Annotated in this window: 23 protein-coding genes and 2 tRNA genes; 19 read left to right on the top strand and 6 right to left on the bottom strand. The window is 59.9% G+C overall.

What is annotated here, in order from left to right; genetic code table 11:
- Nucleotides 1–6: 6 nt before the first annotated feature.
- Nucleotides 7–1,038: a small ribosomal subunit biogenesis GTPase RsgA gene (rsgA, locus tag AC4LE2_RS19310; protein WP_491827515.1), complete on the bottom strand. Its 1,032-nt coding sequence runs from the start codon at nucleotides 1,036–1,038 to the stop codon at nucleotides 7–9.
- Between the two features lie 115 nt (nucleotides 1,039–1,153).
- On the opposite strand from rsgA, the gene orn reads away from it, so the two are divergent.
- Nucleotides 1,154–1,696: an oligoribonuclease gene (gene orn / locus AC4LE2_RS19305; RefSeq protein WP_491827513.1), complete on the top strand. Its 543-nt coding sequence runs from the start codon at nucleotides 1,154–1,156 to the stop codon at nucleotides 1,694–1,696.
- Here orn and queG read toward each other — a convergent pair.
- On the bottom strand, nucleotides 1,686–2,768 hold the full coding sequence (gene queG, locus AC4LE2_RS19300; RefSeq protein WP_491827511.1) for a tRNA epoxyqueuosine(34) reductase QueG: 1,083 nt from the start codon (nucleotides 2,766–2,768) through the stop codon (nucleotides 1,686–1,688). The two genes, orn and queG, sit on opposite strands and share 11 nt — an antisense overlap.
- Nucleotides 2,769–2,832: 64 nt before the next feature.
- Here queG and AC4LE2_RS19295 point away from each other — a divergent pair, with 64 nt between their 5' ends.
- The 11 genes from AC4LE2_RS19295 to AC4LE2_RS19245 all read left to right on the top strand — a co-directional run bounded on the left by AC4LE2_RS19295 (nucleotide 2,833) and on the right by AC4LE2_RS19245 (nucleotide 15,703).
- Nucleotides 2,833–4,332, top strand: a complete 1,500-nt coding sequence (locus AC4LE2_RS19295) for an NAD(P)H-hydrate dehydratase (RefSeq protein ID WP_491828183.1) — start codon at nucleotides 2,833–2,835, stop codon at nucleotides 4,330–4,332.
- Nucleotides 4,320–4,790: a tRNA (adenosine(37)-N6)-threonylcarbamoyltransferase complex ATPase subunit type 1 TsaE gene (gene tsaE, locus AC4LE2_RS19290; RefSeq protein WP_491827509.1), complete on the top strand. Its 471-nt coding sequence runs from the start codon at nucleotides 4,320–4,322 to the stop codon at nucleotides 4,788–4,790. The genes AC4LE2_RS19295 and tsaE overlap by 13 nt, the downstream gene beginning before the upstream one ends.
- A gap of 15 nt (nucleotides 4,791–4,805) precedes the next feature.
- Nucleotides 4,806–6,215: an N-acetylmuramoyl-L-alanine amidase gene (locus AC4LE2_RS19285; protein WP_491827507.1), complete on the top strand. Its 1,410-nt coding sequence runs from the start codon at nucleotides 4,806–4,808 to the stop codon at nucleotides 6,213–6,215.
- Entirely contained in the window at nucleotides 6,212–8,143 is a 1,932-nt protein-coding gene (gene mutL, locus AC4LE2_RS19280) for a DNA mismatch repair endonuclease MutL (protein ID WP_491827505.1), read from the top strand. The genes AC4LE2_RS19285 and mutL overlap by 4 nt, the downstream gene beginning before the upstream one ends.
- Before the next feature lies 1 nt (nucleotide 8,144).
- Nucleotides 8,145–9,116 (top strand): tRNA (adenosine(37)-N6)-dimethylallyltransferase MiaA, encoded by a 972-nt coding sequence (miaA, locus tag AC4LE2_RS19275; protein WP_491827503.1) that lies wholly within the window; start codon nucleotides 8,145–8,147, stop codon nucleotides 9,114–9,116.
- Between the two features lie 84 nt (nucleotides 9,117–9,200).
- Nucleotides 9,201–9,461: an RNA chaperone Hfq gene (gene hfq / locus AC4LE2_RS19270; RefSeq protein WP_491827501.1), complete on the top strand. Its 261-nt coding sequence runs from the start codon at nucleotides 9,201–9,203 to the stop codon at nucleotides 9,459–9,461.
- 19 nt (nucleotides 9,462–9,480) lie between these two features.
- Entirely contained in the window at nucleotides 9,481–10,782 is a 1,302-nt protein-coding gene (gene hflX / locus AC4LE2_RS19265; RefSeq protein WP_491827499.1) for a ribosome rescue GTPase HflX, read from the top strand.
- A gap of 96 nt (nucleotides 10,783–10,878) precedes the next feature.
- Nucleotides 10,879–12,039 (top strand): FtsH protease activity modulator HflK, encoded by a 1,161-nt coding sequence (gene hflK / locus AC4LE2_RS19260; RefSeq protein ID WP_491827497.1) that lies wholly within the window; start codon nucleotides 10,879–10,881, stop codon nucleotides 12,037–12,039.
- On the top strand, nucleotides 12,039–12,908 hold the full coding sequence (hflC, locus tag AC4LE2_RS19255) for a protease modulator HflC (protein ID WP_491827495.1): 870 nt from the start codon (nucleotides 12,039–12,041) through the stop codon (nucleotides 12,906–12,908). Before hflK ends, hflC begins: the two co-directional genes overlap by 1 nt.
- 263 nt (nucleotides 12,909–13,171) lie before the next feature.
- Nucleotides 13,172–14,359: an ATP phosphoribosyltransferase regulatory subunit gene (locus AC4LE2_RS19250; protein ID WP_491827493.1), complete on the top strand. Its 1,188-nt coding sequence runs from the start codon at nucleotides 13,172–13,174 to the stop codon at nucleotides 14,357–14,359.
- Nucleotides 14,360–14,410: 51 nt separating this feature from the next.
- The gene (locus AC4LE2_RS19245) at nucleotides 14,411–15,703 is read left to right on the top strand and encodes an adenylosuccinate synthase (protein WP_491827492.1); all 1,293 of its coding nucleotides are present in this window, start codon (nucleotides 14,411–14,413) and stop codon (nucleotides 15,701–15,703) included.
- A 96-nt stretch (nucleotides 15,704–15,799) separates the two neighbouring features.
- Here the strand turns inward: AC4LE2_RS19245 and AC4LE2_RS19240 are convergent, their stop codons facing one another.
- The 4 genes from AC4LE2_RS19240 to AC4LE2_RS19225 form a co-directional block, all read right to left on the bottom strand.
- Nucleotides 15,800–17,374, bottom strand: coding sequence for an ABC transporter permease (locus AC4LE2_RS19240; RefSeq protein WP_491827491.1), 1,575 nt, complete (start codon nucleotides 17,372–17,374; stop codon nucleotides 15,800–15,802).
- On the bottom strand, nucleotides 17,374–18,333 hold the full coding sequence (locus tag AC4LE2_RS19235; protein WP_491828182.1) for an iron ABC transporter substrate-binding protein: 960 nt from the start codon (nucleotides 18,331–18,333) through the stop codon (nucleotides 17,374–17,376). The genes AC4LE2_RS19240 and AC4LE2_RS19235 overlap by 1 nt, the downstream gene beginning before the upstream one ends.
- A gap of 197 nt (nucleotides 18,334–18,530) precedes the next feature.
- A tRNA-Leu gene (locus AC4LE2_RS19230) sits at nucleotides 18,531–18,617 on the bottom strand.
- 193 nt (nucleotides 18,618–18,810) lie between these two features.
- Nucleotides 18,811–18,897, bottom strand: a tRNA-Leu gene (locus AC4LE2_RS19225).
- Between the two features lie 187 nt (nucleotides 18,898–19,084).
- Between AC4LE2_RS19225 and rnr the strand changes: the two genes are divergently transcribed.
- The 7 genes from rnr to dnaB all read left to right on the top strand — a co-directional run bounded on the left by rnr (nucleotide 19,085) and on the right by dnaB (nucleotide 26,211).
- A complete protein-coding gene (gene rnr, locus AC4LE2_RS19220) occupies nucleotides 19,085–21,688 on the top strand; it encodes a ribonuclease R (protein ID WP_491827489.1) in 2,604 nt (867 codons plus the stop codon).
- Complete coding sequence (gene rlmB / locus AC4LE2_RS19215; protein WP_491827487.1) at nucleotides 21,685–22,428, top strand: 23S rRNA (guanosine(2251)-2'-O)-methyltransferase RlmB; 744 nt, start codon at nucleotides 21,685–21,687, stop codon at nucleotides 22,426–22,428. The genes rnr and rlmB overlap by 4 nt, the downstream gene beginning before the upstream one ends.
- A gap of 178 nt (nucleotides 22,429–22,606) precedes the next feature.
- The gene (rpsF, locus tag AC4LE2_RS19210; protein WP_491827486.1) at nucleotides 22,607–23,044 is read left to right on the top strand and encodes a 30S ribosomal protein S6; all 438 of its coding nucleotides are present in this window, start codon (nucleotides 22,607–22,609) and stop codon (nucleotides 23,042–23,044) included.
- Between the two features lie 28 nt (nucleotides 23,045–23,072).
- Nucleotides 23,073–23,303: a 30S ribosomal protein S18 gene (gene rpsR / locus AC4LE2_RS19205; protein WP_040260021.1), complete on the top strand. Its 231-nt coding sequence runs from the start codon at nucleotides 23,073–23,075 to the stop codon at nucleotides 23,301–23,303.
- A 36-nt stretch (nucleotides 23,304–23,339) separates the two neighbouring features.
- On the top strand, nucleotides 23,340–24,239 hold the full coding sequence (locus AC4LE2_RS19200; protein ID WP_491827483.1) for a hypothetical protein: 900 nt from the start codon (nucleotides 23,340–23,342) through the stop codon (nucleotides 24,237–24,239).
- A 21-nt stretch (nucleotides 24,240–24,260) separates the two neighbouring features.
- Nucleotides 24,261–24,707, top strand: coding sequence for a 50S ribosomal protein L9 (gene rplI, locus AC4LE2_RS19195; protein WP_491827482.1), 447 nt, complete (start codon nucleotides 24,261–24,263; stop codon nucleotides 24,705–24,707).
- A 109-nt stretch (nucleotides 24,708–24,816) separates the two neighbouring features.
- Entirely contained in the window at nucleotides 24,817–26,211 is a 1,395-nt protein-coding gene (dnaB, locus tag AC4LE2_RS19190; RefSeq protein ID WP_491827480.1) for a replicative DNA helicase, read from the top strand.
- Nucleotides 26,212–26,317: the final 106 nt, after the last annotated feature.

The raw sequence follows: 26,317 nt of genomic DNA, 5'->3' as shown, positions 1-26,317 counted from the left end.
GGCCTCTCAGTACTTCTCTTCTGGCAAGCTGGCGAGGATTGCGCGGTAGCTGTGCATGCGCTGAGGGTGAATGCGGCCGTCTTCCAAGGCTTGCAGTAACGCACAGCCTGGCTCGCGGTCGTGCTTGCAGTCGCGAAAACGGCAATGGCCCAGCAAATCCGTAAATTCGATAAAACCCGCTTCCACGTCTTCGCGGCTTACATGTACCAAGCCAAACTCCCGTATGCCTGGCGAGTCGATCAAGTCCCCGCCTTCAGGGAAGTGAAACAACTTGGCCGTGGTGGTGGTGTGCTGGCCTTGCCCTGACCAATCCGACAACGCGCCTACCCTGGCATGCGCCTCGGGTAGCAACTGGTTAACCAACGACGATTTACCTACCCCGGACTGGCCCACGAATACACTGGTATGCCCCTTGAGCCGCTCCTTGAGCTGCTGCATGCCATCGCCCTCATGGGCTGACACTTCAAGCATTGGATAACCCAGCGGCCGATAGGCTTCGAGCAGGTCATTGAGTGCTGCTTCGTTGCCGGCGTTGATCAGGTCGGCTTTGTTGAGCAGCAACAGCGGCCGGATACCCGCGTGTTCTGCGGCAACCAAGTAACGGTCGATCAGGTTGGCATGTGGCTCGGGCGCAGGCGCGAAGACCACTACGATAAGGTCCACGTTGGCTGCGACAGGCTTGAGTTGCCCACGGTGGTCTGGCCGGCACAGCTCGGTACTGCGCGGCAGTTGCGCCACGATGACACCAATGCCTTGGTTGCCCGCGCGCCAGACCACGCGGTCGCCGGTGACCATGGCGGGCAGGTTGGCACGTAAGTGGCAGCGATAAACGTTGCCTGCACGCTCGCCTTGTTGCGCTTCTACCTCTACCTGCACGCCATAGTGAGCAATCACCAGGCCGGTTTCTTCCGGGCCCAGGTCGCCGCCCTCAAGCGCTTCAAGCGCGAGGGAGTCCCGTTTGGCGGCACGGTCTGCGCGTTCGTTCTGGATTTTATCGATGCGCCAGGCCTGGCGACGATTGAGCTGGCGTTTGGCCATGGACTTACCAAATAAAAGTACGAAAGGAGGCGCGCCTTGGCGGCCGAGGTCGTGATCGGCCGAGTCTACCATGCGCCCTTAAGCTACACTGCGCAGTCTTGTCGAGGAGATTGCAATGCTCAACCCCACCAACCTGATCTGGATCGATCTGGAAATGACCGGGCTGGACCCGGATACCGACGTCATCATCGAGATGGCAACCATCGTGACGGACAGCAACCTCCAAACGCTCGCCGAGGGCCCGGTCCTTGCTATCCATCACAGCGATGAAGTGCTGGCGCGGATGGACGAGTGGAATACGCGTCAGCATGGGGGCTCAGGGTTGACCGAGCGCGTGCGTAACAGCACGGTGAGTATGGCCGACGGCGAACGCGAGACTCTGGCGTTTCTGGAACAATGGGTGCCTGCAGGGAAATCACCCATTTGCGGCAACAGCATCTGCCAGGACCGGCGTTTCCTCTACCGTCACATGCCAGCGCTGGAAGGCTATTTCCACTACCGCAACCTAGACGTCTCTACCCTCAAGATTCTGGCAGGCTTGTGGGCGCCTGAGGTGCGCGACGCCCTCAAGAAAGGCGGTAGCCACTTGGCGCTGGACGACATCCGAGATTCCATTGCCGAGCTGCAGCACTACCGCACGCATTTCCTCAAGGTGTAACCACCCGCGGCGCCTCGCCGTGACGCGCCAGGGCCCATTCCACATGTTCGCGCACCAGGGCCGAGGGGTGTGTGCGGCGGGCTTTTAGCGCCTCCACCACCGCAATGGTGGTCGGGGCGTTGCCCAGGCCTACTGCCAAGTTACGCAACCATTGTTCAAAACCTGCTCGGCGCAGCGGGGAGCCTTCGGTATGGGCCAGAAAGGTCTCTTCGTCCCAGCGAAACAGCGCGGAGAGTTCGGCGTTATCCAACCCATGGCGTGGGCTGAAATCCTTCTCCTGAGTGGGGCGGGCGAACCGGTTCCAGGGGCATACCAGCTGACAGTCGTCGCACCCGAACACTCGGTTGCCGATCAAGGGCCGCAGGTCTGGCGGGATCGAGCCTTTGTATTCGATGGTGAGGTAGGAAATGCAGCGGCGCGCGTCCAGTTGGTACGGGCCTACAAAGGCATTGGTCGGGCAAATATCCAGGCACGCGTGGCAACGGCCACAGTGTTCGGTGACGTGAGGCGCATCCTCAGGCAGGGGGAGGTCTACGAACAGCTCCCCGAGAAAGAAATAGCTGCCGGCCTGGCGGTTGAGTACCAGCGTGTTTTTACCGATCCAGCCCAGCCCCGCCTGCTGCGCCATGGCTTTCTCAAGCACCGGGGCGCTGTCTACGAAAGCGCGATAACCGAAGGGGCCAATAGCTGCGCTGATACGCTCTGCCAACTGCTGCAGGCGCTTGCGCACCAGCTTGTGGTAGTCCCGGCCCAAGGCGTAGCGGGAAATATACGCCGTCTGCGGCTGGGCCAATCGCTCAGCCATGCGGGTATCGCCGGGCAGGTAGTCCATGCGCACGGACACCACCCGTAGCGTTCCGGGCACCAGCGCTTCGGGCCGCCAGCGCTTGCTGCCATGGGCGGCCATGTAGTCCATCTCGCCGTGGTGGCTTGCTTCTAGCCAGCGCTGTAGGTGCTGCGGATGATCACCCAAGTCCAGGCCGCTGATGCCCACCTGCTGGAAGCCCAGTTCGCGGCCCCAGGCCTTGATGGACGAGGCGAGTTCTACAAGGTCGATGGCGGCGGCATACATGAGGGGAGAAACCAAAGCATTGAAGGGTATAATTCTGCCAGACATCCAGGCCAATGGTTGAATGATGGCGCATCCTCTTACTGTTCTACCCGACGTACTGTACACCGCAGCCCAGGTTCGTGAGCTTGATGCCTCGATCATTGCAGCGGGCACACCAGGGCTTGAATTGATGCAACGGGCCGCTGCCGCCTGTTGGCAGGCGTTACGTAAATGCTGGCCAGACGCAAGTGCCCTGACCGTTTTCGCCGGCGCTGGCAACAACGCAGCCGATGGTTACCTGGTGGCCTCCTTGGCCAAGGGGGCGGGCTGGCAGGTAACCGTCTATACCCTGGCCGATACGAGCCACCTGACCGGCGACGTCAGCGTTGCGTTTACCGAGGCCCAGGCTGCCGGCGTCCTCTTTGAACCTTGGGCCGACGGCGCGCCGCTAAGTGGGGTCGTGGTAGATGCCTTGCTGGGCACTGGCTTAACGCGCGAGGTCAGTGGCGCCTACCAAGTGGCTATCGCAGCGATCAATGCCAGCGGCCTGCCCGTGTTGGCCGTGGATATTCCCTCTGGCCTGAGCGCGGACACCGGCCATGTACTGGGCTGCGCAGTACAGGCTGACCTCACAGTGACCTTCATAGGGCTGAAACTGGGTCTGTTTACAGGCCAGGCGCCAGCTCACGTAGGGCGCCTGGTGTTCAATGACCTGCAGGCGTTGCCTGAGATCATCACTCAAGTACCGCGCACCGCGACCCTGCTCAAGCTTGAGCGTTTGCCCCTGCCCGCGGCTCGTCAGGCCACCGCTCATAAAGGGCAATTTGGCCGCGTGTTGGTCATGGGCGGAGAGCAAGGTACAGGGGGCGCGGCTATCATGGCGGCCGAGGCAGCCTTGCGTAGCGGCGCTGGCATGGTGTCGATGGCCACCCGAGCGGTGAACCTGGCCGCAGCCTTGACCCGCTTGCCCGAGGTTATGACTGCGGCAGTGGAGTCAGCCAACCAAACCATGCCGCTCATCAAGGCGGCTTCGGTGCTGGTCGTGGGGCCAGGCTTGGGCACTTCTGCCTGGGGGCGCAGCTTGTTGTCCGTGGCCGCCAGCCACGACGCGCTACACGTATGGGACGCCGATGCGCTGAACCTGCTGGCCGAGGGTGTCGTCAGCCTGCCACCAAACGCTGTCATCACGCCGCATCCGGGCGAAGCGGCGCGGTTATTGGGCATCGACACCGCCAGCGTGCAAGCCGATCGCCCTGCAGCGGTCAAGGCACTTGTAGCGCGCTACCAGTGCGTGTGCGTACTGAAAGGCTCCGGCAGCCTGATCGCAAGCCCCCAGGGCACGTTGGCCGTATGCGACCGAGGTCACCCTGCCATGGCCACCGCTGGCCTGGGGGATGTGCTCTCCGGTGTGATCGGCGCACTCCTGGCCCAACACATGGCGCCGTTCGAAGCGGCCTGCCTGGGCGTCTGGTTGCATGCCCGTGCAGGAGAAATTCAGGGCGTCCACGGGCGAGGGTTGGCTGCCGTTGATCTGATTCCTTCCATTCGTCAGTTACTCGAGGAGCTGGCACCATGCTCAGCCTGACCCTATCACTGCCCGATGAAGACGCCATGACGGCGCTGGGTACTCAGTTGGCCAAGGCCTCTACCGGGCAAGGCACGGTGTTTCTGGAAGGCGATCTGGGCGCGGGTAAAACCACCCTGTCGCGGGGCATCATTCGCGGTTTCGGGCACATGGGCGCGGTCAAAAGCCCTACGTTTACATTGGTAGAGCCCTACGAGCTGAGTGCGGTGACGCTCTATCACTTCGACCTGTACCGCCTTGTCGACCCCGAGGAGCTAGAATTTTTAGGCATTCGCGATTACTTCGAGGGTAATGCCCTGTGCCTCATAGAGTGGCCCGCCAAGGGTGCAGGCTTTTTGCCAAAGCCGGACCTGACCATTACCATAAGCGCCGAAGAGCAAGGGCGCCGTGTTGAGCTGCGCGCTGACAGCTCGCGGGGTGAAACGTGGTTGGGCGCACTGGTGCCTGTTTATAGATGAAGGGGTAGGGAACATATGCGCATTCGCGCGCTGATCGCAGTCGTAGGACTCTGGCTTACGGCATTCGCGGTCGACGCCATGGCCGTCACGCAAGTCAAAAGCATGCGTTTGTGGCGAGCTCCGGATAACACTCGATTGGTTTTCGACCTGTCTGGCCCGGTAGAACACAGTGTGTTCACGCTGACGGCCCCGGATCGTCTGGTTATCGACATAAATGGGGCAACCCTGAACACCCCCCTGAAGGTGTCTACGGCCAATACACCTATCACCAGCGTACGCACGGCGCAGCGTACGCCCACGGACCTGCGCGTGGTGGTCGACCTTAAAAAAGCCCTCACGCCTAAAAGCTTTACCTTGGCCCCCAACCAGCAATACGGCAACAGGTTGGTAGTGGACCTCTTCGACCAGGCTTCAGACGCAGAGCCGCCCGCGCCGCCGCCTACCTTGGCAACCACGCCAGCGGTGCCGGTAACCCCTGCCAAGCCTGAGATCAAACTAGCGCCCGTGCCCAATGGCAAGCGCGACATCATCATTGCCATCGATGCCGGTCACGGGGGCGAAGACCCCGGCGCGTCCGGTTCGCGCGGCGAGCATGAAAAAGACGTCGTGCTGGCGATTGCCAAAGAGCTACAGCGGCAAATCAATCAAGAGAAGGGCTTCCGCGCCGAGCTTACCCGTACCGGCGACTATTTCATCCCGCTGCGTAAGCGCACGGAAATCGCACGTAAAAAAGGGGCTGACCTGTTCGTGTCGATTCATGCCGATGCCGCGCCATCGTCTGCCGCCTATGGCGCCTCTGTGTTCGCGTTGTCCGAGCGTGGAGCCACCTCAGAAACAGCGCGTTGGCTGGCCGATAGCGAAAACCGCTCCGACCTCATCGGCGGGGCTGGCAACGTGAGCCTGGACGACAAGGACAGGATGCTTGCTGGCGTACTGCTTGACTTGTCCATGACCGCTTCCCTCAGCTCCAGCCTGAACGTTGGCCAGAAAGTACTCAGCAATATTGGCCGCGTGACTACCTTGCACAAGAACCGGGTCGAGCAGGCTGCGTTCATGGTACTCAAGTCTCCCGATATTCCTTCGATCCTGGTCGAGACCGGTTTTATCTCGAACTCGGGCGAGTCCAGCAAATTGCGCTCCTCGGCGCATCAGCAAGCGCTGGCCCGTTCGATCCGTGCCGGGGTCAAGCAGTTCTTCGAACAAAACCCGCCGCCGGGCACCTACATTGCCTGGTTGCGCGACTCCGGCAAGCTGGCCCGTGCTGAGAGCGAACACACCGTACGGGGCGGCGAAACCCTGCCCATGATCGCCACCCGTTATCACGTGTCGGTCAGTGCGCTGCGCAGCGCCAATGACCTAGACAGCGACACCTTGAAGATTGGCCAGTTGCTGGTGGTGCCCTCTGCGCCGGTAGCCGTGCAATGACGGCCGCGCCAGCACGTATCGAGTTACTTGCCCCTCGGCTGGCCAACCAGATTGCCGCCGGGGAAGTGGTGGAACGGCCCGCGTCGGTTATCAAAGAGCTTTTAGAGAACAGCCTCGATTCAGGCGCAAGGCGCATTGATGTAGAGGTAGAGCAGGGTGGGGTCAAGTTGCTGAAGGTGCGCGATGACGGCTCTGGCATTGCCGCAGACGATCTGCCCCTCGCATTGGCGCGGCACGCGACCAGTAAAATCCGTGACCTCGAAGACCTTGAGCGGGTGATGAGCCTGGGCTTTCGCGGCGAAGCGCTGGCATCCATCAGCTCCGTTGCTCGCCTGGTGCTCACCTCGCGTACCTTGGAAGCAACGCAGGCCTGGCAAGTAGAAACCGAAGGCCGCGACATGGCCCCGCGTGTGCAGCCGGCGGCGCACCCTGTAGGCACTTCCGTAGAAGTGCGCGACCTATTCTTCAACACCCCTGCGCGGCGCAAGTTTCTCAAGAGCGAGAAAACCGAATTCGACCATCTTCAGGAAGTCATCAAGCGCTTGGCCCTGGCCCGCTTCGATGTCGCCTTTCACTTGCGCCACAACGGCAAAAGCGTGTTGAGCCTGCATGAGGCCGGCGACGAAGCGATGCGAGCACGGCGGGTTGGCGCTATCTGTGGGCCAGGCTTTCTGGAGCAGGCGCTGCCCGTTGATGTAGAGCGCAGTGGCCTTCGGTTGTGGGGCTGGGTAGGCTTGCCTACCTTCTCGCGCAGCCAGGCAGACATGCAGTATTTCTTCGTCAACGGTCGTGTTGTCCGTGACAAGCTGGTAGCGCATGCAGTACGGCAGGCCTACCGGGATGTGCTATTCAACGGCCGCCACCCCACCTTCGTGCTGTTCCTTGAGGCAGACCCCGCTGTAGTGGATGTTAACGTTCACCCTACCAAGCATGAGGTGCGCTTCCGCGACGGGCGGATGGTCCATGACTTCCTTTATGGCACCCTGCACCGCGCCCTGGCAGACGTACGGCCCGAGGCTCAGCTGGCGGCAGCGCCTGCCGCCATTGCTGCAACTATCAAACCCGCTGGGGCAGAAGTGGGGGAGTTTGGGCCTCAGGGGGAGATGCCGCTGGCAGCACGCCCCACTACCTTCGCGCCAACCCACACCTATCCCCCGGCGGCTCAAACCGCCTACACGGGCAATGGCACAGGTGGCGGTGTCGCCGGCGCTTGGTCTGGCGGGGCAGAGCGGCGAGGCCCTGGCGTGCCGCTGGCAGAAGCCAGTGGGGTCTATCAAGCGTTCTTCGCGCCCCTGCCCGATGCACAAGCTGCGCCAGCCGCGCTGCCCGAACAGCAGGACGAAATACCGCCGTTGGGCTTTGCCCTGGCGCAGCTCAAAGGCATTTATATCCTGGCTGAAAACGCCCACGGGTTGGTTCTGGTGGACATGCATGCGGCCCATGAGCGCATCATGTATGAACGCCTCAAAATTGCGATGGCCAGCGAGGGCTTGAGCGGCCAGCCGCTGCTGGTGCCCGAATCCTTGGCATTGAGCCAGCGCGAGGCGGACTGTGCAGAAGAACACGCTGCCTGGTTTTCGCGGCTTGGCTTCGAGCTTCAGCGCTTGGGCCCGGAAACCCTCGCTATTCGCCAGATTCCGGCATTGCTCAAGCAGGCCGAGGCCAACCGCCTGGTGGCGGACGTACTGGCCGACCTGATGGAATACGGTTCCAGTGACCGCATCCAGGCCCATCTCAATGAGCTGCTGGGCACCATGGCCTGCCACGGCGCCGTTCGCGCCAATCGCCGGTTGGCGGTACCAGAGATGAACGCTCTGTTACGCGATATGGAAACCACCGAGCGCAGCGGCCAGTGCAACCATGGCCGCCCGACCTGGACCCAACTGGGCATCGACGAACTCGACAAGCTGTTCCTGCGGGGCCGCTGAGATGAGCGCACACCCCCCGGCCATCTTCCTGATGGGGCCAACGGCATCCGGCAAAACCGACTTGGCAATGGCGTTGGCCCGCGCGCTGCCGTGCGAGCTGATCAGCGTGGACTCGGCATTGGTATATCGAGGCATGGACATCGGTACTGCCAAGCCCTCCAGGGCGCTGCTGGCTGAATTTCCCCATCGTTTGGTGGACATCCTTGACCCCGCTCATAGCTACTCGGCAGCCGACTTCCGCCGAGACGCGCTTCAGGCCATGGCCGAGATCACGACCCGCGGCAATATCCCCCTGTTGGTGGGCGGCACCATGTTGTACTTCAAGGCGCTCCTCAATGGGCTCGCAGACATGCCCCCGGCCGACCCCGCTGTACGTCAGGCCCTTGAGGCGCAAGCTGCTCAGGAAGGCTTGCACGCTTTGCATGCCGAGCTATCGCGTGTCGACCCGGTGTCGGCGGCCCGTATTCATCCAAACGACCCTCAGCGCGTGATGCGTGCCCTGGAAGTCTATCGCGTGAGTGGCCAGAGCATGACGGCGCTGCGAGCATTGCAAAATGTTCAAAAGGGCATGCCAGGCGCATCGGCGGCTTCGCAATTACCCTATACTGTCGCCAGTTTGGCCATTGCCCCTGCTCAGCGTTCCTGCCTCCACGACCGTATTGCAACACGCTTCGAGCAAATGCTTGAACAGGGCTTCGTAGATGAGGTCAGAGCATTGCGTGCCAGAGGAGACTTACACGCAGCGCTGCCGGCGATCAGGGCAGTGGGCTATCGACAAGTTTGGGAGCACCTCGATGGCACGCTGAGCGCAAGCGAGATGAAGGAACGCGGTGTTATCGCAACCCGTCAACTGGCCAAGCGGCAGTTTACCTGGCTACGCAGTTGGAACGGCCTACACTGGCTCGATAGCCTGGCCAGCGACAACTTGACGCAGTCCTTGAAATACCTCGGGTCGATCTCCATATTGAGCTGAGTCTTGCGTTGCCGTCTAACCTTGTGGTTGTACGGTAAACCACCATTTTGAAATTATTTATAGATCCTTAAAGGAGTGCGGCACATGTCAAAAGGGCATTCGCTACAAGACCCTTACTTGAACACCTTGCGTAAAGAAAAAGTGGGGGTTTCGATTTATCTCGTCAACGGCATCAAGCTTCAAGGCACTATCGAGTCCTTTGACCAGTTTGTCATTTTGCTGAAGAACACCGTCAGCCAGATGGTGTACAAGCATGCTATCTCTACTGTCGTGCCTGTCCGCCCGATTCGCCTGCCCACTGCCGGTGATGCAGAGCATGCGGACGGCGAGCCCGGCAACGCCTGAACCTGAATAGGAGCCTCCTTTGTTCTTTGAGCGCCACGGTGGTGGTGAGCGAGCGATCCTCGTTCATCTGGATGGACAAGACCCTGAGGCGCGCGAAGACCCGCAGGAGTTTCAGGAACTGGCAGCCTCGGCGGGCGCCGAGACCATCACGTTCGTCAGCGTGTCACGGCACCAGCCCACGGCCAGGTACCTGATCGGTACCGGCAAGGTCGATGAGCTGCGCGAGCAAGTCAAAGCCGGCGAAGTCGACCTGGTGATTTTCAATCACACCTTGACGCCCAGCCAGGAACGTAACCTGGAGCGCGCCTTCGAGTGTCGCGTATTGGACCGCACCGGCCTGATCCTTGACATTTTCGCCCAGCGTGCTCGCACGCACGAGGGCAAGCTGCAGGTCGAGCTTGCTCAGCTTGAGCACATGAGCACACGCCTTGTGCGCGGCTGGACTCACCTTGAGCGGCAAAAGGGCGGTATTGGCTTGCGGGGCCCTGGGGAAACCCAGCTCGAAACCGACCGCCGCTTGCTGCGGGTGCGGCTGAGGCAGATCAAGGCGCGCCTTGAGAAGGTTCGTAGCCAGCGCGAGCAGGCTCGGCGCGGGCGCAGGCGAGCCGATATTCCCTCCGTATCACTCGTGGGGTATACCAACGCCGGCAAATCTACCCTGTTCAACGCTATCACCCAATCAGACGTATACGCGGCTGACCAGCTTTTCGCGACCTTGGACCCTACCTTGCGGCGCCTTGAGCTGGCCGACATCGGGCCTATCGTGCTTGCCGATACCGTAGGGTTCATCCGTCACCTGCCCCACAAGCTGGTAGAAGCGTTCCGTGCCACCTTGGAAGAGTCTGCAAACTCCGACCTACTGTTGCATGTGATCGACGCCCATGAGCCCGAGCGCATGGCACAGGTTGAGCAGGTAATGGCCGTACTCACGGAGATTGGCGCGCAGGGCTTGCCTATCCTGGAGGTGTACAACAAGGTAGACCTGCTTGATGCCGTACAGCCGCACATTCAGCGCGGTGAAGATGGCAAGCCGCAGCGGGTATGGGTCTCGGCCCGCGACGGGCTGGGGCTGGAACTCATCGGCAAGGCAGTCTCCGAGCTATTGGGCGAAGACATGTTCGTGGCCACCCTGCGCTTGCCCCAGGCCCTTGGCAGGCTGCGCGCGCAGTTCTTCACGGCAGGCGCAGTGCAAGGCGAAACCCATGATGAAAGTGGTGCCAGCCTGTTGGATGTACGTATACCAAGAACCGAGTTGAACCGCCTGGTTAGCCGAGAAGGGTTAAAGCCCTTGGCGTTTATTCAGGAACACACTTTGCAATAAAAGCCCTTCGTGTTGATTTGGTCGGGAGGGCCGGCATTCTGTAGCATTGGCCGACGCGCCGCGGGTGCGTCTTAGCTTTATCTGATGGAGAGCGCTATGGCTTGGAATGAGCCGGGTGGTGGCAACTCGAACAACCAGGATCCCTGGGGTGGCCGTAAGGGCGGTGACCGTAAAGGCCCACCGGACTTGGACGAAGCCTTCCGCAAGCTACAAGAAAGCCTGAACGGCCTGTTTGGCGGTGGCAAGCGTCGCGGCACCGAGCCCACTGGTTCGAAAGGCGGTGGCCTGGGCCTGCTGAGCATCGGCCTTGCCGTATTGGCTGCCATCTGGCTGTACAGTGCGGTGTATGTGGTCGATGAACAAGAACAAGCCGTCATACTTCGGTTCGGTAAGTACCACGAAACCGTTGGGCCAGGCCTGAACATTTATTTCCCGCCGTTCGATCGCAAATACCTCGAAAACGTGACCCGTGAACGTGCGTATAGCAAGCAGGGGCAAATGCTTACCGAAGACGAAAACATCGTCGAGGTACCGCTTACGGTTCAGTACAAGATCGTCAACCTGCGAGACTTCGTGCTCAACGTGGACCAGCCTGAAATAAGCCTGCAACACGCAACCGACAGCGCCCTTCGTCATGTGGTCGGCTCCACTGCCATGGATCAGGTGCTAACCGAGGGCCGTGTGCAGATGGCTGGGGAAATCAAGGAGCGCCTGCAGCGCTTCCTCGACACCTACCGTACCGGTATCAGCGTCACCCAAGTGAACGTACAGAGCGCCGCCGCGCCGCGTGAAGTTCAAGAAGCTTTCGATGACGTCATTCGCGCTCGTGAAGACGAACAGCGTGCCCGCAATCAGGCCGAAACCTACGCGAACGGCGTAGTGCCCGAAGCCCGTGGTCAGGCCCAGCGAATCATCGAGGATGCTAATGGCTACCGTGACGAAGCCGTCTCGCGTGCCAAAGGTGAGGCGGATCGCTTCAGCAAGCTGCTAACTGAGTACCGCAAGGCACCAGATGTCACGCGCGAACGCTTGTACCTTGAAACCATGCAGCAGGTGTACAGCAATACCAGCAAGGTGCTCGTGTCTGGCAAGGGTCAAAACAACATGCTCTACCTGCCACTGGACAAGCTCATGGACAAAGGCCGCACTGCGTTGCCCGCCCAGCCGTCCAACGCACCGCCTTCAGACTCCGCTGGCCGTAGCGCTGGCGATCTGCAACAGCAGCAGCGTGAAATGCGTACGAGGGAGAGCCGCTGATGAGCAATAGATCAGTAGTCGCGCTTATTGCCGGCATTGTGGTGGTGATAGGGCTGTGGAACAGCTTCTACATCGTGTCGCAAACCGAGCGCGCGGTATTGTTGCGCTTCGGTCGTGTCGTGGAAGCAGATGTGCAGCCTGGCTTGCACATGAAAGTGCCTTACATGAACCAGGTACGCCGCTTCGATGCGCGCCTTATGACGCTGGATGCGCCTACTCAGCGCTTCCTTACCCTTGAAAAGAAAGCCGTGATGGTAGACGCCTATGCCAAATGGCGAGTAAAGGATGCAGATCGCTTCTACACCGCAACCGCGGGTATGAAGGCAACTGCTGACGAACGCCTTGCGCGCCGTTTGGAATCGGGCCTTCGTGACCAGTTCGGTAAGCGTACGCTGCATGAAGTGGTCTCGGGTGAGCGTGATGCGCTCATGGCAGATATCACGGCATCACTCAACCGTATGGCAGATCAGGAGCTTGGCATCGAGGTAGTGGACGTCCGCGTGAAGGCCATCGACCTGCCCAAGGAAGTCAACCGCAGCGTGTTCGAGCGCATGAGCACTGAGCGCGAGCGTGAAGCGCGTGAGCACCGTGCAAAGGGTAACGAGCTGGCTGAAGGCATCCGTGCCGATGCCGATCGTCAGCGCCGGGTATTGCTGGCAGAGGCGTACAGGGAGTCTGAAGAAGTCAGGGGTGACGGTGACGCGCAAGCAGCGTCTATCTATGCCAAGGCCTACGGTCAGGATCCAGAGTTCTATTCCTTTTACCGCAGCCTGCAGGCCTATAGGCAGGGGTTCACGTCCAAGGAGGATGTACTTGTGCTCGACCCAAGCAGTGAGTTCTTCCGCTTCATGGAGCGCCCCAAGCCATAAGGCCCGTGTGATTGACCCCGCTGAGCGGTTTGGCCGCCAGCGGGGTGATCCCAGGCTCAAACCTGTGTATCATGCGGCAGCCGGGAAATTCCCGGCTTTTTTGCGTCTGCGAGGTCCTTCGGCCTGGCAGGCTCCATGGCTTTACGAGGGTACTGCCCCGTAGCGCGGTTAGCACTACGGTTTTTGCCCCTGCGCGGCAGTATCTGCTTCACTCAAAGGCGCCCGTATGTGGGTAGCCGCCCGGAACAAAGGGGATGGGTAAAATGGCGACGGTAGACCGCTGGCTTTTGCCGGATGGTATCGAGGAAGTTCTGCCACCTGAGGCTGCACGCATCGAAGTGGCGCGGCGGCAGGTACTGGATCTGTTCCAGAGCTGGGGCTACGAGTTCGTTGTAACGCCACATATTGAATACTTGGAATCGCTCCTCGTTGGTGCCTCCCAGGACTTAGACTTGCGCACCTTCAAGGTGATAGATCCACTTTCAGGGCGGCAAATGGGGTTCCGTGCGGACATCACGCCACAGGTAGCCCGTATCGACGCCCACTCTCTACGCCGCGAAGGCCCAAGCCGCCTCTGCTACGCCGGGAGTGTTCTGCACGCCACTCCACGTGCCTTGTCGAACGCTCGTAGCCCGATCCAGCTGGGCGCAGAGCTGTACGGCGACGCCAGCACTGCCAGCGACCTTGAAGTCATCAGCCTGATGCTCGCCATGCTTGAGCTGTGGCAAGTGCCCCATGTGCACATGGACCTCGGTCATGTCGGTATCTACCGAGGCCTGGCTCGGGCAGCCGGGTTGTCTGGCGAGGCCGAGCAGCAGCTTTTCGACGCCCTGCAACGTAAGGCAGCGGACGAAGTCGCGGACCTTACCAAGCACCTGGCAGAGGGGCCGGCACGTATGCTTCGCGCCTTGGTCGACCTGTCCGGTGACCGCTCCGTCCTGGAGCGGGCCAGGGATGTACTGGGTAGCGCACCTGCAAGCGTCTTGGCAGCGCTGGATGAACTGCTAGAGTTGGCAGAGCGTTTGTCCGCGCGATTCCCAGGCTTGCCGTTGTATTTCGATCTGGGCGAGCTGCGTGGGTACCACTACCACACCGGCGTTGTCTTTGCCGCCTTTGTGCCAGGGGAAGGCCAGTCCATCGCCCAGGGTGGTCGCTATGATGATTTTGGCGCCGACTTCGGGCGTGCGCGGCCGGCCACAGGGTTTTCGACCGACCTCAAAACCCTGGTAACCCTGGGGCAGGCCGAGGTAGACCTGCCGCAAGGTGGTATCTGGATGCCAGACAGCACCGACTCTGCATTGTGGCAAGCAGCTTGCCGTTTACGTGCCCAAGCAGAGCGCGTGGTCCAGGCACTGCCTGGTCAGGCTGTTACAGCAGCTCTGGAGGCGGGCTGTGACCGCCAACTCATTCTTCAAGGCGGCCGCTGGCACGTAGCGCCGCTGGTTTCCTGAGTTCACGCCGGCCGCGGTCGGCACAAGTTTGCGCCAATGAGGACAAGTGTTATGGGTAAGAATGTCGTCGTCCTGGGCACCCAATGGGGTGATGAGGGCAAAGGCAAGATCGTCGATCTGCTCACCGAACATGCTGCCGCGGTCGTTCGTTACCAAGGGGGCCACAACGCTGGCCACACATTGGTAATCAACGGAGAGAAAACCGTGCTGCACCTGATCCCATCCGGTATTCTGCGCGATGGCGTGCAGTGCTTGATCGGTAACGGTGTAGTGGTAGCGCCCGATGCTTTGATGCGTGAAATCATCAAGCTGGAAGAAAAAGGTGTACCGGTGCGTGATCGATTGCGCATTAGCCCGTCCTGCCCACTGATCCTGTCGTATCACGTTGCGCTGGATCAGGCCCGCGAAAAAGCTCGCGGCGAGCATAAGATCGGTACAACCGGCCGTGGTATCGGCCCAGCCTACGAGGACAAGGTTGCACGCCGCGGTCTACGCGTGGGCGACCTGTTCCACCGCGAGCGCTTTGCCGCAAAACTGGGCGAGCTGTTGGATTACCACAACTTCGTGCTGGTCAATTACTACAAAGAGCCTGCTGTTGATTTCCAGTCCACGCTGGACGAGTGCATGGCGTATGCCGAGCAGCTGCAGCCGATGATGCTGGACGTAACCGCCGAGTTGCATGGCTTGCGTAAAGCCGGGAAGGACATCATGTTCGAAGGCGCCCAAGGCTCCCTTCTGGACATCGATCACGGTACCTACCCCTACGTCACCAGCTCCAACACCACTGCTGGCGGGATCGCCACCGGCTCGGGCTTTGGGCCGATGTACCTGGATTACATCCTGGGGATCACCAAGGCGTATACCACCCGTGTAGGTTCGGGGCCATTCCCCACGGAGCTGTTCGATGACGTGGGCGCTTTCCTGGCCAAGCGCGGTCATGAGTTCGGCGCCACTACCGGGCGTGCTCGTCGTTGTGGCTGGTTCGACGCGGTGATTCTGCGCCGTGCCATAGAGATCAACAGCATCTCTGGCCTATGCCTGACCAAGCTCGACGTGCTGGATGGGCTGGAAACCATCAACATCTGCGTGGGCTACAAAAACGAGCACGGTGCCGTGATCGAGGCCCCGACTGACGCAGACAGCTACATTGGGCTGCAGCCTGTGTACGAAGAAGTGCCAGGGTGGACAGAGTCTACCGTGGGCGCGAAGAGCCTTGAGGAACTGCCAGCTAACGCTCGCGCGTATATCAAGCGAGTAGAGGAGCTGGTAGGTGCGCCTATCGACATTATCTCGACTGGCCCTGACCGTAACGAAACCATCGTACTGCGCCACCCGTTCGCTTAACCTGGCGCTGTCACATGCAAAGGGCCCCTTATAGGGGCCCTTTGTCGTTGTAGCGCTGATGATGCAGGTAGCTTCAGTGCTTCAAGCCCGCCCAGGCTAGCGACGGTTGAGGTACATCCGAGTGGTAAGCAGGTAGACCGGCAAACCAGACACAAGGATCAACAGGGCAGCGAAAGGGGCGGCAGCAGCGAACTCCATGTTGGAGGTATGTGACCATACCTCTGTGGCCAAGGTGGTTGTGCCGGTCGGGCTAAGCAGCAGCGTAGCGGTTAGTTCTTTCATGGCATCGAGAAAGACCAAGGCAAACGCGGCGGCCAACGCAGGGAATATGATAGGCAAGGTAACTTTGCAGAAGGCCATGAAGGCTGTGGCGCCCAGAGTGCGCGCTGCTTCTTCGAGTTGAGGCGCGGCCTTGGTCAGTGCCGTGCGCACGGGCCCTTGGGCCAGGGGTAAGAACAGCAGGGCATAGGCGAGGATAAGCAAGCCTGTTGTTTGATACAGCGCCGGAACGTAGTGAAGTGCGAAATACACCAGCGTGAGGGCAATGACCAGCCCAGGCAGCGCATGTAATAAATACGGCAGGCGCTCGGCCCAGACAGCCAGCATGCCGCGGTGACGCACCACTAACAGGCTCACAGGCAGTGCAAACAGCAATGCAACTGCTGCGCCCGCCAGGGATAGGCCCAGCGATGAGAGTAGCGCCTGTGCGATGGCAAGCACCGGGAACGCGGCAGAGCTGCCTTGCACCAGCCAGTAACCCAGCATCACCAGCGGAACGCCGCTGCCCAGCACCGCTAATGCTACACAGAACCCCTGCCCAGCCACTACCGCCCACTGTGCCAAGCGTAGCGGAGATGCGCGCCGTGCGACGCCTTGGCCAATACGCACGTGACGGGCACGACCTCGCACCTTGAGCTCAAGCCAGAGAAACGCCATGCATAACACAAGCAGCACGGCCGACAGCATGGCCGCGTTGGCGTTGCTGAATTCCAGCTCGAACTGTTGATAGATCGCGGTCGTAAAGGTGCGGACGTTCAGGATCGATAATGCCCCGAACTCTACAAGCATGTGCAGGGCGATCAGCAGGCTGCCAGCGAGGATGGCGGGCCACAACAAGGGCAATGTAATAGAGAAGAAGAGCTTTCGCCGACTGGCACCTAGCAAGCGAGCGGACTCCTCCAGCGAGTGATCGAGGTTGCGCAAGGTAGCGGCCACTGGCAAAAACACCAGGGGGTATTTGGACAGGCTCATCACCAGAATGGCCCCGCTCAGCCCTTCGAAACTGGAACTGAGCGACACCCATGTAAAGCTGGACACGAATGAAGGCACCGCGAACGGCAAGCACAGCACCACGCCCCACGCGCGCCTGCCCCACAGGTTGGTGCGTTCGAGCAGCCACGCCAGCAATGTGCCGATGATTGCGCTGGCCAGGGTAACCCCAGCCAGCAGCATCAGGGTATTGCCGAGCAAGCTGTACACATAGGGGCGAAATAGCAGGCGGCTGATATCGTGCCACCCTGCTTCGGCGGTGCGAATGCTTACATACGCAAGCGGCAACAGGCTCAGTGCCACAAGCGCCAGCACCGGGGCGACCAGCCAGATAGAGGGCCGCCTGCTACTTACCTTGCGAGCGACTACCGGAGTAGGCAGTACTTGAGCCTGAGCGGTCATCAGTTCAGCCCGACGTCACGCTGCATGTCCAGTGCCTCGTCGGCGTTGCCAATATCGGCTGGGGTGATGTCCGGCGCTTCAAGCTCGTTGAAGGGCTTCAAGCCTTGGTCCGAGACCATACCCTTGCGTAATGGATACTCGGCCTGGGCGCGGGTAATCACACGCTGCCCTTCTTCGCTGGCCATCCAGGCCAACAATTGTTGGGCTTGCTGAGGGTGTTTGCTGGCTTTAACCACGGCCGCACTGGAAATGGTGACCAGCCCGCCCGGGTCTTTGTTTTTGAAATAGTACAGTTGCGACTGCAGGTCGCCTTTTTCACGCTTGAGGGCGTACCAGTAGTAATTGTTGACCAATACTGCTGCGATTTCGCCTTTTTCAACAGCTTTGATCGCCACCATGTTGTTGGCGTAGGTTTTGCCGTAAGCCTTCAGGCCCGTTAGCCACTCCTCGGCGGCTTCTTCACCCTTGAGCCGCAACACGGCAACGGCTTGCTCCTGGAACGCACCGCTGGTAGGCACAAAGCCGATCTTGCCGTTCCATTCAGGGCGGGCGAAATCCATGACCGAGGCAGGAAGGTCTTTTTCAGCGACCAGGCGCGGGTTATAGGCAGCCACGCGTACCCGGGCCGTGATGCCTATCCAGGTGCCATCTTTGGCAACGTATTCTGCCGGCAGCGCATCCAGTGTGGTTTTGTCGGTGACGGCCAGGAAGCCTTTTTCACCCAGCGCGTTCAATGGCGGCGACTCTTCGCTATAGATCACATCGGCAGGCGAGCGGTCGCCTTCTTCCATGATCTGGTTGGCAAGCTGGTTGCTGCTGCCTTTGCGCACGTTGACATGAATACCGGTAGCGGCTTCGAAGGCCTTGGCCACGGCCTCGCCCAGCTCTTTATGCTGGCCATTGTAGAGGGTGAGGGTAGGGGTATCTGCAGCCTGGGCGGTGCCGATGGATAAGGCCATTGCCAAAGCGGGCAGGGCACACAGGCGCAGTAAGGCTGTTCGCACTGACATCCGGGCGTCTCTCCTTGGGAAAAAAGTGGCGCCAAGTATAAAGGAGATTGTTTCTCGAATGCGGGCGTATTTGGTTGTCAGTACGTTTCTGTCGCCCACAAAAAAAGCCCGCGATTAGCAGGCTTCTTGCAGCGTTACGCTTGATTTGGTGCCCAGGAGAAGACTCGAACTTCCACGGCCGTAAAGCCACCAACACCTGAAGCTGGCGTGTCTACCAATTTCACCACCTGGGCAAATCGAAAACTCACGCTTTCGATGGCGCGCACTATACGGCGGGCATTTAGAGCTGTAAAGCCCCCGGATAAAAAAAGGAGCGACACACCCACGACAGTGGGTGTACACGCGCATGCACGCTGCGGAAACGAAAAAGCCCGCTTTCGCGGGCTTTTGGAACGCGACGGACTGATGTAGTCTCGCGCTTGAATATGGTGCCCAGAAGAAGACTCGAACTTCCACGGCCGTAAGGCCACCAACACCTGAAGCTGGCGTGTCTACCAATTTCACCATCTGGGCAAATCGACCACTTGCGTCGTCGATGGCGCGCACTATACGGGCGCTGTATTGCACTGTAAACCCCTGACCGTAAAAATGTTTATAGTCAATTGCGGCGGCTTCTGGCAGGCACTTGCCGCTGGAATTTCCCGTTTTAACAGGGGTATGCCAAACTAACTTGCATATGACACAAGGTGAACACTCTCTAATGGCCGATTGGCAGTCCCTCGATCCCGAGGCCGCTCGTGAAGCGGAAAAATACGAAAATCCTATTCCCAGCCGTGAATTGATCCTGCACCACCTCGCTGAGCGTGGGTCTCCGGCAAGCCGCGAACAGCTGGTAGAGGAGTTCGGGCTGGGGACCGAGGACCAAGTCGAAGCCCTGCGCCGCCGTTTGCGGGCAATGGAGCGCGACGCCCAGTTGATCTACACGCGCCGTGGTACGTACGCGCCGGTCGATAAGCTGGACTTGATTGCCGGCCGGGTAAGCGGGCATCGAGATGGTTTCGGCTTCCTGATGCCTGACGACGGTAGCGACGACCTGTTCCTTAGCCCGGCCCAGATGCGTCTGGTTTTTGATGGGGACCGTGCCTTGGCACGCGTTTCAGGTCTTGACCGTCGTGGTCGTCGCGAAGGCGCCTTGGTCGAGGTGGTCAGTCGTGCGCATGAAAGCATCGTAGGTCGCTACTTCGAAGAAGGCGGCATCGGCTTTGTGCAGGCGGACAACCCCAAGGTGCAACAGGAGGTCCTGGTCACTCCAGGCCGGAACGGCGGCGCACGCGTAGGGCAGTTCGTCGAAATCAAGATTACCCACTGGCCGACTGCGCGCTTCCAGCCTCAGGGCGATGTCATGGAGGTGCTGGGCAACTACATGGCCCCCGGCATGGAAATCGACGTTGCCTTGCGCAGCTATGACATTCCTCACACGTGGCCAGACGCCGTCGAGAAGGAAGCGGCCCGGCTAAAGCCGGAGGTAGAGGAAAAGCACAAGGCCAACCGTGTTGACCTGCGCCACCTGCCATTCGTGACCATCGACGGTGAAGATGCTCGTGACTTCGACGACGCGGTGTACTGCGAACCCAAGGGCCGGATCAAGATGTTCTCCGGCGGCTGGCGTTTGTACGTGGCTATCGCGGACGTTTCCAGCTACGTGAAAATTGACTCTGCACTGGACGCAGAGGCCCAGGTGCGTGGCAACTCGGTGTACTTCCCCGAGCGTGTTGTGCCAATGCTGCCGGAGCAGTTGTCCAACGGCCTATGCTCGCTGAATCCACAGGTGGATCGCCTGGCCATGGTCTGTGAAATGACCATCTCCAAAAACGGTCAAATGGTGGACTACAAGTTTTGCGAGGCAGTCATTCATTCTCATGCTCGCCTGACCTATAACAAAGTCAGCACCATGCTTGAGCATTCGCGCACCGCCGAAGCCAAGGCTCTACGCGGTGAGTACGGTGAGGTACTGCCTCATCTCAAGCAGCTGTACGCGCTGTACCAGGTGCTGTTGGCAGCGCGTCATGCGCGTGGCGCCATCGATTTCGAGACGCAGGAAACCCGAATCATCTTCGGGAACGAGCGTAAGATTGCTGAAATACGCCCTACTACACGCAACGATGCGCACAAACTGATCGAGGAATGCATGCTGGCGGCCAACGTTGCCACGGCGGAGTTTCTCAATAAGCACGAAGTACCCACCCTGTATCGCGTCCACGATGGGCCACCGCCAGAGCGGCTGGAAAAATTACGTGCATTCCTGGGCGAGCTTGGCTTGTCCCTGAATAAGGGCAAGGATGGCCCCAGCCCGAAGGACTACCAGGCCTTGCTGGAAACCATCAAGGACCGGCCGGATTTCCACTTGATCCAGACGGTGATGCTGCGCTCGTTGAGCCAGGCGGTGTATACCTCCGAGAACAACGGCCACTTTGGCCTGAACTACCCGGCGTATACCCACTTCACGTCGCCGATTCGCCGCTATCCCGACCTGCTCGTGCACCGTGCGATCCGCAGTGTTATCCGCTCCAAGCGTGAAACGCCCCATGTGGTGCGTGCAGGCGCTGCCGCTATCCCTAAAGCGCGCATCTACCCCTACGACGAAGCAGCGCTGGAGCAGTTTGGCGAGCAGTGTTCCATGACGGAGCGGCGCGCTGACGAGGCGACTCGCGATGTGGTGAACTGGCTCAAGTGCGAGTACATGAAAGACCGCGTGGGCGAGGTGTTCCCGGGCGTGATTACCGCCGCTACAGGGTTCGGTATTTTTGTAGAGCTAACCGACATTTATGTAGAAGGGCTGGTGCATGTATCCGCCTTGCCGGGCGACTATTACCACTATGACCAGTTACATCATCGCCTCACGGGTGAGCGCACTGGCCGCAGTTTCCGTCTTGGCGACACCGTTCAGGTGCGCGTCATGCGTGTGGACCTGGACGAGCGCAAGATCGATTTCGAGCTGGCTGACATAGGCGCGGACAAGAGCACAACCCCACGCAAGTCGCGTAAAACGACTGAAAAAACCTCAGCATCCGATGCGCGCAGCGCCGGCAAGGGCGAGGCGGCTTCTGCCACAGCCCAGCCCAGTGCAGCACTTGCCGCCCCGCGCAAGCGTAAGGCAGGCAAGGACGCGGCCGGGGAGGATGCCTACCGGGCCTCGCATGCCACGGCCAACAATGCTGAAGTGCGTAAAAGCCGAGAAATGAAGAAGGCCCTGATGGGGGAGGCCAGGCAGACCCCTGCTCAGGCTGATGCGAGCAAGCCGACGCGGCATCGCAAGGGCACTTCCAAAACAGGCGCGCGCAGCAAGACCAAGGCAAAATCATGAGTCAGTTGGAAAAAGTCTACGGTGTGCACGCAGTCGAGGCGCTATTGCGCCACCATCCGCGGCGCGTCAAGCAGATATGGTTGTCTGAGGGGCGTAGCGAGCCACGGCTTCAGGGTTTGCTTGAACTGGCGGGGCAGCACCGTGTAGCCATCGGCGCCGCTGAGCGCCGCGAGCTTGATGCCTGGGTCGAAGGCGTGCATCAAGGCGTGGTAGCGGATGTCAGCCCGAGCCAGGTATGGGGCGAGGCGATGCTCGAGGAGCTACTCGATCGCCACGAAGGGCCACCGTTGCTGTTGGTGCTGGATGGTGTGACTGACCCTCACAACTTGGGCGCCTGCCTGCGCACGGCCGATGCCGCCGGTGCCCTTGCCGTCATCATTCCAAAGGACAAGGCCGCAACCTTGACGCCTGTCGTGCGCAAGGTTGCCTGCGGCGCGGCAGAGGTCATTCCCCTGGTGGCCGTTACCAACCTTGCCCGAAGCCTGGAAAAACTCCAGCAACGGGGATTATGGATCGTCGGTACTGCGGGCGAGGCAGACAAAAACATTTATCAGCAAGACCTTACCGGGCCTCTGGTACTGGTCATGGGCGCCGAAGGCAAAGGCATGCGCCGGCTTACTCGTGAGCACTGCGATCACTTGGTCAAGCTTCCTATGGGCGGCAGCGTTAGTAGCCTTAATGTCTCGGTTGCCACGGGTGTTTGCCTGTTTGAAGCGGTACGCCAGCGTACTGGGCGCTGACACGCGTTGGGCCTGGTCAAATATTCACCAATTGCCTTGCGCTACACCAGGCCCTTCTCTACAATTGCGCCCCTTGCCCAGGCGGTAGGCCTCGCGGCACTCGTCTGAGCAGGTAAAAAGCACTATTCACTCCTTGTCTGACCGGTTTTCGGCAGGCTACAACCCGTAAGGAGCATTCATGCGTCATTACGAAATCATCTTTCTGGTCCACCCGGATCAGAGCGAACAAGTCGGCGGCATGGTCGAACGTTATACCAAGCTGATCGAAGAAGACGGTGGCAAGATTCACCGCCTGGAAGACTGGGGCCGTCGTCAACTGGCCTACGCTATCAACAATGTTCACAAGGCTCACTACGTGATGCTGAACGTTGAATGCACTGGCAAGGCCCTGGCCGAGCTGGAAGACAGCTTCCGCTACAACGATGCCGTTATCCGTAACCTTGTCATCCGTCGCGACGAAGCCGTTATTGGCCAGTCCGAAATGCTCAAGGCTGAAGAGAACCGCAGCGAGCGCCGTGAGCGTCGTGACCGTCCTGAGCAAGCTGACAGCGCCGACGGCGACGACAGCGACAGCGACAGCGACAGCAGTGACAACAGCGACAACGCTGACGAGTAATTCACGGATCTTTAGAGGAGCCTGTTAAATGGCACGTTTCTTCCGTCGTCGTAAATTCTGCCGTTTCACCGCAGAAAACGTTAAAGAGATCGATTACAAAGATCTCAACACCCTGAAAGCTTACGTCTCTGAAACCGGCAAGATCGTTCCAAGCCGTATCACGGGTACCAAGGCTCGTTATCAGCGTCAGCTGGCTACCGCTATCAAGCGCGCCCGCTTCCTGGCCCTGCTGCCTTACACCGACAGCCACGGCCGCTGATACGGGCTTCGTCGACAGCAGTAAAGGATAGAGCGCATGCGTGCCTTGGCTGATTTCATCATGCGGGGTCGTATGCAGGCCACCCTTGTGGTGGCTGGATGTGCGGCATTGCCGTTGTTGTTCTGGTTGAGTGCCGCCGCGGGTTGCCTCGTGCTTCTGCGGCGTGGGTTGAGCGACGCCATCGGCGTGCTTGCCTGGGGTGTACTACCAGCGTTGGTCTGGTGGTATTTCGGAGAACCGCGCACCTTGATGGTGTTGCTGGGCTCCTTGGGGCTTGCCGCGTTACTGCGTGCAGGCTGGTCCTGGAACAAGCTGCTACTGGCAAGTATTGGCCTGGGTATGGTGTATGGCATAGCGCTTGGGGTCGTGTTTGGCGAAACCCTGCGGCAGTTGGCAGTAGCCATGGCCCGACACTTGCCCGATCTGCTCGGAGCGGTTTACCAGCGCCTGTCGCTGGAAGAGCAGGCACACCTGGAGGCATTGATTGCTCCCGTACTCACCGGATTGATAGCGGCACTGCTGCAAGCCGTCAGCCTGTTGGCCCTGATGCTGGGGCGCTACTGGCAGGGCGTGCTGTATAACCCGGGCGGCTTCGGGCGCGAGTTTCGCGCTACGAGAATTCCCGGGCCGGTGGCACTGGGCTTGTTTGCATGCATGTTGATAGGGCCACAATTTGGCCCGCAGGTGGCGATGTTGACGCCTATCTGCAGCGTGCCGCTAGTGTTTGCAGGCTTTGCCCTGGTTCATGGGTTGGCCGCGCGTGGCAAGCTTGGGCGCTTCTGGGTGGTAGGGTTATACGTCACGTTCCTGTTGTTCATACAGCTGGCCTATCTGGTGCTGGTGGTTGTGGCCATTGTCGACGGCCTGATTGATTTTCGCGGCCGCCTGCCCCCTGAAAAGGGGAACGATCAGGGGTCTGCGAACGGTGAAGGTTAAAAGTTAAGAGGTTAATACCAAATGGAACTGATCCTGCTGGAAAAAATCGCCAACCTGGGCAACCTGGGCGACAAGGTAAACGTGAAGGCTGGCTACGGGCGTAACTTCCTGCTGCCAAAGGGCAAAGCTACCGCCGCGACCGCCGCCAACCTGGCTGCGTTCGAAGCACGTCGCGCCGACCTGGAAAAGGCCGCTGCCGACAAGAAAGCCTCGGCTGAAAGCCGTGCTGCTCAGTTGGCTGAACTGGAAGTCACCATCACTGCTACCGCAGGCGATGAGGGCAAGCTGTTCGGTTCGATCGGTACGCACGACATCGCTGACGCACTGACCGCCTCTGGCGTTGAAGTGGCCAAGGCTGAAGTACGTTTGCCGAACGGCACCATCCGTAACGTTGGTGAGTACGACGTTGCCGTGCACCTGCACAGCGACGTTGAAGCCACCGTCCGCGTTGTGGTTGTAGCCGCTTAAGCGGATTGGCTGGCAGCTCGCCAGCCACCCGTTTAACATCGGGCACGGTCCTGCCAGGCAGGCCGTGCCCTTTGTCTTTCTATTGAGTACCACGCAGATTCCGTTGGTTATGAACGACATTTCCACTCCCGAACAATACGACCTGCAAACGGCCTCGCTTAAAGTCCCGCCGCACTCCATCGAAGCCGAGCAGGCTGTCCTCGGGGGGTTGATGCTGGACAACAACGCATGGGAGCGGGTGCTGGATCAAGTCTCGGATGGCGATTTCTACCGTCACGACCATCGTTTGATTTTCCGCGCCATTGCCCGCCTGGCTGACCAGAACATCCCGTTCGATGTGGTCACGCTGCACGAGCAATTGGATAAAGAAGGGCAGAGCAGCCAAGTAGGCGGTTTGGGCTACCTGGGCGAGCTGGCCAAGAACATTCCGTCAGTTGCCAACATCAAGGCTTACGCGCAGATCGTGCGTGAACGCGCCACGTTGCGCCAACTGATCAGCATCAGTAATGAAATCGCCGACAGCGCGTTCAATCCCCAGGGGCGTAACGCAGCGGAGATTTTGGACGAGGCTGAGCGGCAGATCTTCCAGATTGCTGAGGCCCGGCCGAAGACAGGCGGCCCTGTCGGGGTAAATGACCTGCTGACCAAGGCCATTGACCGCATCGATACCTTGTTCAATACCGACCAGGCCATCACAGGCTTGTCGACCGGTTATGCCGACCTCGACGATAAAACCAGTGGGCTACAGCCTTCAGACCTGGTGATCGTGGCGGGGCGCCCGTCCATGGGTAAAACCACCTTCGCCATGAACCTGGTAGAAAACGCCGTACTGCGCAGCGACAAAGTAGTGCTGGTGTATTCGCTGGAAATGCCTGGCGACTCCCTGATCATGCGTATGCTGTCCTCGTTGGGTCGGATCGACCAAACCAAGGTGCGCAGTGGCCGTCTGGACGATGACGACTGGCCCCGCCTGACGTCCGCGGTCAACCTGCTTAACGACCGCAAGTTGTTCATCGACGATACGGCAGGTATCAGCCCGTCAGAGATGCGTGCCCGTACTCGCCGTATTGTGCGCGAGCATGGCGACTTGGCCATGATCATGATCGACTACCTTCAGTTGATGCAGATACCTGGCTCCAGCGGTGACAACCGTACCAACGAAATCTCCGAGATTTCTCGCTCTCTGAAAGCGTTGGCCAAGGAGTTTGGTTGCCCGGTCGTTGCGCTGTCCCAGCTTAACCGGTCGCTTGAGCAGCGGCCCAACAAGCGACCGGTCAACTCCGACCTTCGAGAGTCCGGCGCCATCGAACAGGACGCCGACGTCATCATGTTCGTATACCGGGATGAGGTGTATCACCCGGAAACCGAGCACAAGGGGATTGCTGAGATCATTATCGGCAAGCAGCGGAACGGCCCTATCGGCACCGTGCGCCTGGCGTTCATTGGCAAGTACACGCGGTTTGAGAACTTGGCACCAGGCAGCTACCAGTTCGACGACGAGTAATGCTACCCAGGCTCTGCTACAGGCCTCCGCCATATCACTGTGCCGGGCGTGGCGTTCGCCAACTGTCGTTGGCTATCACAAGGGATTGGCTGCATCGATGCTATGG

The sequence above is a fragment of the Pseudomonas sp. 9.3L genome, from assembly GCF_058536285.1.
The sequence above is the reverse complement of the archived record's forward strand: the minus strand, read 5'-3'. Positions and strand labels throughout refer to the sequence as shown.